At 61.4% G+C, this 7,619-nt stretch carries 6 protein-coding genes; 2 read left to right on the top strand and 4 right to left on the bottom strand.

Annotation, left to right across the window (positions count from 1 at the left end; genetic code table 11):
* Both BLX41_RS36355 and BLX41_RS26585 read right to left on the bottom strand, forming a co-directional pair.
* Positions 1-700 (bottom strand): NAD(P)/FAD-dependent oxidoreductase (locus BLX41_RS36355; protein ID WP_259745210.1); only part of this gene is annotated, 700 nt, incomplete at its 3' end.
* Positions 701-751: 51 nt separating this feature from the next.
* Positions 752-1,567, bottom strand: coding sequence for a helix-turn-helix domain-containing protein (locus BLX41_RS26585; protein ID WP_123727294.1), 816 nt, complete (start codon positions 1,565-1,567; stop codon positions 752-754).
* 279 nt (positions 1,568-1,846) lie between these two features.
* On the opposite strand from BLX41_RS26585, the gene BLX41_RS26580 reads away from it, so the two are divergent.
* Positions 1,847-2,116 carry a DUF1652 domain-containing protein gene (locus tag BLX41_RS26580; protein WP_102865161.1) on the top strand — a complete coding sequence of 90 codons (270 nt, stop codon included), beginning with the start codon at positions 1,847-1,849 and terminating at the stop codon, positions 2,114-2,116.
* Positions 2,117-2,167: 51 nt separating this feature from the next.
* On the opposite strand, the gene BLX41_RS26575 is transcribed toward BLX41_RS26580, so the two are convergent.
* Positions 2,168-4,627, bottom strand: coding sequence for a UvrD-helicase domain-containing protein (locus tag BLX41_RS26575; RefSeq protein WP_123727293.1), 2,460 nt, complete (start codon positions 4,625-4,627; stop codon positions 2,168-2,170).
* Positions 4,628-4,902: 275 nt separating this feature from the next.
* Here BLX41_RS26575 and BLX41_RS26570 point away from each other — a divergent pair, with 275 nt between their 5' ends.
* The gene (locus tag BLX41_RS26570; protein ID WP_123727292.1) at positions 4,903-5,598 is read left to right on the top strand and encodes a pirin family protein; all 696 of its coding nucleotides are present in this window, start codon (positions 4,903-4,905) and stop codon (positions 5,596-5,598) included.
* Between the two features lie 179 nt (positions 5,599-5,777).
* Here the strand turns inward: BLX41_RS26570 and pgm are convergent, their stop codons facing one another.
* Positions 5,778-7,424: a phosphoglucomutase (alpha-D-glucose-1,6-bisphosphate-dependent) gene (gene pgm / locus BLX41_RS26565; protein ID WP_123727291.1), complete on the bottom strand. Its 1,647-nt coding sequence runs from the start codon at positions 7,422-7,424 to the stop codon at positions 5,778-5,780.
* Positions 7,425-7,619: the final 195 nt, after the last annotated feature.

Raw genomic sequence — 7,619 nt, 5'->3', positions numbered from 1 at the left:
TCCAACGGCTGCGCACCGCGGCGTGGCGAGTCTGCAGGCTGCCGGCCTGCCAATGGGTCACGGGGCTGTTCTCGTAAATGCTCACCCCCAGTCGCTCCACCGCACGAGCCAGGCCGCGTACCAGCTTGGCCGGCTGGATAGTGGCGCAATGGGGGGCATAGATAGCGCCATAGGGTTTGGCCACGCGGATCTGCCGGGCCAGTTGCTCGGGGTTCAGCCAGCGGTAATCGTCCTGGTTCAGGCCCTGGGCGTAGAGCTTGTCCAGGTACTGGCGCAGGCTGGTTTCCTGCTCGGGATAGCGGGCCGCGCAATACAGCACCCCGCCTTTGCGGTAATCGCAGTCGATGCCTTCACGTTCAATGACCTTGGCCACTTCATCGGGAATGCCATGCAGCAGATCGAAAGAGGCTCGACGCTGCTCCGGCGACAGCCCTGCCAGCAGGCGGTCCTCCCCCAGCAGATTGCCCATCAGCCAGCCGCCATTGCGTCCCGAAGCACCGAAACCTGCGGTCTGGGCCTCGATCACCGCCACCTTGAGCTGCGGCGCTTGGCGCTTGAGGTAATAGGCCGTCCACAGCCCGGTGTAACCGGCGCCGATGATCGCCACGTCCAGGTCCAGGTCTTGTTCAAGGGACGGCCGCGGCAATAGCGGCTCGTCCAACTGGTCCATCCACAAACTGATACTGCGCCACGCTGGCATGCAAGCACTCCGCAACCCGGACTTCGAATGCGGCGATCCTAGTCCCTGTCCTCAGGCGCTGTCTTGCGCGCGTGCACGCAAAGAAATTTGCTTGGCATAAGCCTTGGGCGACTGTCCGGTATGCTGGCGAAAACAGCTGTAGAACGCCGACAGGGAATTGAACCCGGCCGCAAAGGCCAGTTCGTCGACCCGCAGCGGTGGCGCGGCATTGTCCAGGGCGGTCAGCACATGCTGCAGGCGCGCCTGGTTCACATAGCGGTAGAAGCTTTGCCCCAGCACCTGATTGAGCAGGTAGGAAATCTGATTGCGGCTGTAGCCGCACTCTCGGGCTACCCGCTGCAGGTCCAGCTGCGGATCAAGATAAGGCTGCTGGTGCTGGAAGTACTGTTGCAAGTCCTCGGCCATGAAACTCAACTGGCGCGGCGACAGCCCCAGGCGGCTGGCCGCCGGACGCAGACCGCCGGAGGACGGGGCCGACGCCGATTCACGCACCAGGGACGCATATTCATTGACCCGCCAGATCAGGCCGTCGCGCACGGTAATCGCTTCACTGGCGCGGAACGACACCAGGCCCTGACCGCCCCGCAGGGTTACCTGATACTGGATAAAGGCCGTATTGCCATCCAGGCGAATGCGATCGCTGTGCTCCAGGGCCTCATCAGGCGCGCGGGGCATGCTCACCCGCACGTATTCCCGCAGTTCGACCAGACCCAGTGTGCGATTCTGGAAAAAGTCGTTGTACTGGATTTGCGGATGGTAAAGCGCCATCACGCCATCAAGGTCGCGGTGCTTCCAGCACAGGTGATAACGCATCACGGTTTCACCGGTGGCCTGGGTTTGCAGAGGCCCGTCGTCAGGGGCAGTCATAAGGGTCTCGAACAGCCAAAAAGGCGCAGCTTGCCGAACTTCAGCAGAGGCATCAATGACCGTCCCTCCGCCAAGGGCCCGGGTTCTCTGGACCCGCCGGGCCGAATACATGACGTACATCAAAAATCTGCGAGTGAACTGCCGGACGGTGGGCAAAAAAACTGCGATCGGTCACAACCCGGTGCTATTTTTAAACCCTTGACTGATCGGGTCATTGACGACCCGATTGTTCCTACCGCGAGCACAAGGAAGCGCTCAATGAATCAAGGTGGGCCATCGATGAACAGAGTCTGGGCCAGTAAAGTCACCTTTCCCAATGCCTGCCAGCTGATGCGCTGGCATTTTCATCCCTTGGGCTTCGAGGCCAGCATGGACGCGCCAGGCAGCATGATCGCCCGGCTCTTCGACCGTGCCAGCGGCGAAACCATGATCGCCATCGCCGGCATTCCCTGTGCCACAGTGATGAGCGCCGCGGATGTCGAACGAATAATCGAGGCGGTGGAAGATGAACTGGAGGCCTTTGCTCCGTCCCTGACACTCAAGGCCTGACGCCAGGCCCCATCAACCGAAGCCCGCCTGACCGGCGGGCTTTTTTCGTCCTCACTGCCGCAGGTCGCGGAAATAAGGCTTGTCACTGGGCACCCGATCCGAAGCCTTGGGCGCATTGCCTGCCGCCGCGTCCTGGCGATCGACGTACCAGTAGCAGTGCTTGGCCGCCCGAGTGATCCCTACATAAGCCAGGCGCAGGATCTCGTCCTTTTGTGCACTGTCGTAGGGTTCGGCGTCGCCATCCTTGCCCAGGCCGGCCATGCGATACACCTGGTTCTTGTAGGGCGAGCTGCTCAGGTGCTGGCAATCCCCCAGCAGGAACACCGCGTCCGCTTGCAGGCCCTTGGCACTGTGATAGGTGAGTTGCTTGAGCCGACGAGACGCTGACGGCAAGCTAGAATCAAGATTAACTATTTGTGAAATATACTCTTCTATCAATAACTTATCGCTAGTTTTTCGAAACAACATCAAGATTGAGTCGCCCTGTCGATAGTGCTCTGCCAGGCGCAGGGCCAAGCCCTGATCGTCACGATCCAGTACCTGCACCGGCCATAGGTCCTTGACCTCGCCACTGGCCTTGGCCTTCTTCCCGGCAATCGCCGGGGCTGCGCGAACAATATGCTCCGCCGCATCGATCACATGCTGGTGACTGCGGTAGTTCTCGCTGAGCATGACTCGAGTGGTGCCCGGGGACGGGAACTCCTTGTTGAACTCGATAAAGTATTTCGGCGAACTGCCGCGCCAGCCATAGATCGATTGCCAGTCATCGCCCACACAGAGCAAGGAAGAATGCTGAGCTCCACGCCCCACATGCAGGGCTGCGCCGCGGCTGCGAATCTCCCGGAGACTGGCCTTGATCCAGGAAACGATCTGCGGCGAAACGTCTTGAAATTCGTCGATCATCAAGTGCGACATCGGCCTCAGGCAACTGTCGCTGAGCAGCTTGAAGTTTTCCGGGGAACGCTCGCTGAACAGGGCGAACATCCGGTTGTAGCTCATGATCGGCGGCGACTGGTCGAGCAAGTGGTCTTCAAGGGCTCGCCAGAACAGGCTCAAGGCCTCGAAGAAGAATCGGTCCGGATCATCCTGGGCAAAGCTCATGTTGCCGACCGCGTCGCCCACATCCAGCCCCAGGTTCTCGATAAAACCGGCAGCCGCAACAAAGCAATCCAGCAACGGCGCCGAAGCCAGCTCGCCCTTGACCTTGTAGTCGAATCCCGGGCCGGCACTCACCTCGGCAGAAAAGGCGCCCAAAGCGCGCTTGGACGATTCGTAACTATCTAGCCAAATCAATGGCTTACGACAGAAAGCTTGAAACAGGGTGCGCTTTACCGCCCACTCCGCGCGCACCGTCAGCTTGGCACCGGGCCGGCTGATCTGCGGGTTCTCCCGAGGGTCGAAGCCCAGTACCACCCAGGCATCCAGCTCAGCGGCATAGCCATGGCAATGGAAGGTCGATCCGTTGATTTCAAAGCTCTGGCGCTGAGGCTCGATGCCCTTGATCGGCCAGGCCCCGGCACGAAACCACAGGTCTTCCACGGTGTCGCAGAGTTCCTCGTCACGCTTGGCCGCCAGCTCGGTGACCGCCACGCGCTTCTGTACATCGGGGTGATCGCGCTCCAGCTCCTTGAGCTGCAAGGCGTGGCGCAGTAAGGGCTTGAGCGCCAGGCGGAAGCGTTCGTCGCTGCGGTACAGCGCCTGGTAGCAGGCATTGAGGTGCTTGCGCTGGGCGTCGTTGATTCGCAGGTCGAAGGGATTGCTGTCCACCTCGTCTTCGGCTCCCTGCACCCGCTCACTGAGGTTCTCGAAGGCCTGAAGGCGTTCGAACCCCGGCAGACTGCGCACCATGGGCAGGATCCGCGAATGGAAGGTGCGCACCAGATCCCGGGCTTCCCGAGGGCTGAGCGCCCGGCCCCACAGGGCAAAGACCTGCACCAGCTTGTTGATGAAATCCTTGCGCGACTCCCGGGTGAACGTCACTACGGTCATGGAATCCAGTTCGAATCCCAGGTAGTGATTGAGCAAAAGCAGACGCAATACCAAAGAAGTCGACTTGCCGGCCCCGGCCCCGGCAATCACTGCAGTGGCAGGCGTGTCGCTGAAAATCATCTTCCATTGGGCGGCGCTGGGCTGGGCCTGCGGCGCCAGCAAACGAGCGACATCGGCCTTGAAGCGTTTTTTCAACTCGGCGCTCAGCGGCAGACGCCAGTCGTCGAACAGCCGGTCATCCACCCCCGGCGGCCGGTGCTCGGTGTTGCGACTGTCGCGAATCAGCAGCACCTGCCGACCTTCCTCCAGCCCTTCGAGCCGTCCCTCCTGGTAGCCGTACTCCACGCCTGCCGTGTGCCCGCTGCGAAAGCCGTCGGCCTGCCCATGCAGCCAGGACGCACGGTGCTGGGCCCGCAGGCGGTTCAGGCCATGGCCGAAGAACCGCGCCGCCAGGCGCTTCAACAGGGGCATCTGGGCCAGGGGCAAAAGGTCGGGGGGCAGATCGGGGCTGTGTTGCGACACGCGGACTCCAGGGGATGAGACTGAGCGGTAATGGTCGCCGGATTTTTTCACGGTATCCAGCGAATTGCTTGCGGGTCATTAACTTAAGCGATGAACCGAAGGTTTAACACCAGCTTTTCGACAAAATAATTATCTAATTTTACGATTGGATTACGGCATTTTTTGCGCTTTTTATCGATCAATAGCTGATGGATGATGCACGCCATCAACCAACGGTTATCGTTTTTTGGCCCGGGTCCAACGAGCCATTACGAGCCCTTTATGAGGAGACGATCATGCTTGAACTCAGACCTTTCAGCTCCCTGGGCGGCGCTCACCACGGCTGGCTGGATGCCCATCACCACTTTTCCTTCGCCGAGTACCACGACCCCAAGCGCATGCACTGGGGCAACCTGCGGGTGTGGAACGATGACGTGATCGCCCCCGGCACCGGCTTCCCTCAGCATCCGCACCGGGACATGGAAATCATCACCTACGTTCGCGAAGGCGCCATCAGCCACCAGGACAACCTGGGTAACAAGGGACGCACCGAAGCCGGTGACGTGCAGGTGATGAGTGCGGGGACCGGGATCGCCCACAGCGAATACAACCTGGAAGCCACGCCGACCAAGATCTTCCAGATCTGGATCATTCCCAACCAGGCCGGCTCCGCGCCGTCCTGGGGTGCCAAGCCTTTTCCCAAGGGGCTGCGCGAGGGGTTCGTGACCCTGGCCAGCGGCAAGGAAGGCGATGAGGAAAGCTTGCGTATTCGCGCCGATGCACGACTGGTGGCGGCCAACCTGAAGGCCGGGGAAACCGCCGAGTACCACCTGGACGCAGGGCGTCGAGCCTATCTGGTGCCGGCGACCGGGCTGATCGAGATCAACGGCTTGCGCGCCGAAGCTCGAGACGGTGTTGCAGTTCAGGATGAGCGGGTACTGCGGGTGAGCGCCGTGCAAGACAGCGAAATCGTGCTGGTGGATCTGGCTTGAACCGCAGCGGCAAATAAAAAGGGGCGACCGTGATGGTCGCCCCTTTTTTTGCCCGCTAGCCGGCTACACAGATCGTGCAATGACCAACGACCGTAGGAGCTGGCTTGCCAGCGAAAGCGTCCCCAAGACCTGTGTCCGTCTCAAGGACCTTTTCGCCGGCGAGCCGGCTCCTACGGGAATCAGTTGCCGCTGATGGCGGTGTCCACCAGAGTCTGGGCTTCCTGCACCAGTTGCTTGAGGTGGTCGTCGCCGATAAAGCTTTCAGCGTAGATCTTGTAGATGTCCTCGGTGCCGGATGGTCGTGCGGCGAACCAGCCGTTCTCGGTCATGACTTTCAGGCCGCCGATGGCCTGATCGTTACCCGGGGCCTGGCTGAGGATCTGCTGGATCGGCTCGCCGGCCAATTGGGTCGAGGTCACTTGTTGCGGCGAAAGCTTGCTGAGCAAGGCCTTCTGTTGCGGATTGGCCTTGGCATCGACCCGTACCGAGAAAGGTTCGCCCAGCTCATCGCACAGGGCGCGATAAGCCTGGCTCGGATCACGCCCGGTGCGGGCAGTCATTTCAGCGGCCAGCAGCGACGGGATCAGGCCGTCCTTGTCGGTGCACCAGACGCCACCGTCCTTGCGCAGGAAGGAGGCACCGGCACTTTCTTCGCCGCCAAAGCCCAGGGAACCGTCGAACAGACCATCGGCAAACCATTTGAAACCCACCGGCACTTCGTACAGGCGTCGGCCCAGGCGCGCCGCCACCCGATCGATCAAGCCACTGCTGACCACGGTCTTGCCCACAGCGGCATCGGCCCGCCATTGCGGACGGTTCTGGAACAGATAGTCGATGGACACCGCCAGGTAGTTGTTCGGTGCCAGCAGGCCGCCGCTTGGGGTCACGATGCCGTGACGATCGTGATCGGGGTCGCAGGCAAAGGCCACATCAAAGCGCTCTTTCAGGCCGATCAGCCCTTGCATGGCGTAGCTGGAGGATGGGTCCATGCGAATCTGCCCGTCCCAGTCCACCGACATGAAACGGAAGGTGGCGTCCACCTGCTTGTTCACCACTTCCAGATCGAGGCGGTAGTGCTCGGCGATCGCCGACCAGTAGCGCACCCCTGCTCCACCCAGTGGGTCCACGCCCAGGCGCAGCTTGGCGTTGCGGATCGCATCCAGGTCGATGACGTTGATCAGGTCGGCGACATAGGTGTTGAGGTAGTCGTGGTGATGGGTGGTGTCGGCCTTCAGCGCTCGCTCGTAGCTGATGCGCTTGACCCCGGCGAGCTTGGCCGCCAGCAATTCGTTGGCCTTGGCTTCGATCCACTTGGTGATGTGGGTGTCGGCCGGGCCGCCATTGGTGGGGTTGTACTTGTAGCCGCCGCTTTGCGGCGGGTTGTGGGACGGGGTGATGACGATCCCGTCCGCCAGGCCCGAGGTACGGCCGCGGTTGTAGCAGAGGATGGCATGGGACACCGCCGGGGTCGGGGTGTACTCGTCGCCGGCGGCAATCATCACGGTCACGCCGTTGGCCGCCAGGACTTCCAGGGCACTGGCCCCGGCCGGGGTCGAGAGGGCGTGGGTATCGATGCCGACAAACAACGGCCCGGTGATGCCCTGGGCTTCGCGGTACAGGCAAATGGCTTGGCTGATGGCCAGGACATGCCATTCATTGAAACTCAGATCGAACGAACTGCCGCGGTGCCCGGAGGTGCCAAAAGCCACTCGCTGGGTAGGCACCGACGCATCGGGTTGACCGGTGTAATACGCCGTAACCAGTCGCGGGATATCGACCAGCAACTCAACGGGTGCCGGTTTGCCCGCAAAAGGACTGAGAGTCATGCAAAACCTCTGAAAAAGGATGGTTCAGGAATGGAGCGCAGTTTACTGGCAGTTTGACCACGGTGCGATGAAATCTATCCCGGCACAACAGCGCCTTTTCGAGCTGGCTGGTGTAGGAGCTGGCTTGCCAGCGAAGGCGTCTGCATGGGCAGCACATGGCTTGGCAGCCCCTTCGCCGGCAAGCCGGCTCCTGCA

Source organism: Pseudomonas protegens (assembly GCF_003732485.1).
Taxonomy (GTDB): Bacteria; Pseudomonadota; Gammaproteobacteria; order Pseudomonadales; family Pseudomonadaceae; genus Aquipseudomonas; species Aquipseudomonas protegens_B.
The sequence above is the reverse complement of the archived record's forward strand: the minus strand, read 5'-3'. Positions and strand labels throughout refer to the sequence as shown.

Coding starts and splice junctions, on each gene's coding strand:
- BLX41_RS26585 (WP_123727294.1), bottom strand. CDS start 1,567: ATGACTGCCCCTGACGACGGGCCTCTGCAAACCCAGGCCACCGGTGAA.
- BLX41_RS26580 (WP_102865161.1), top strand. CDS start 1,847: ATGAACAGAGTCTGGGCCAGTAAAGTCACCTTTCCCAATGCCTGCCAG.
- BLX41_RS26570 (WP_123727292.1), top strand. CDS start 4,903: ATGCTTGAACTCAGACCTTTCAGCTCCCTGGGCGGCGCTCACCACGGC.
- pgm (WP_123727291.1), bottom strand. CDS start 7,424: ATGACTCTCAGTCCTTTTGCGGGCAAACCGGCACCCGTTGAGTTGCTG.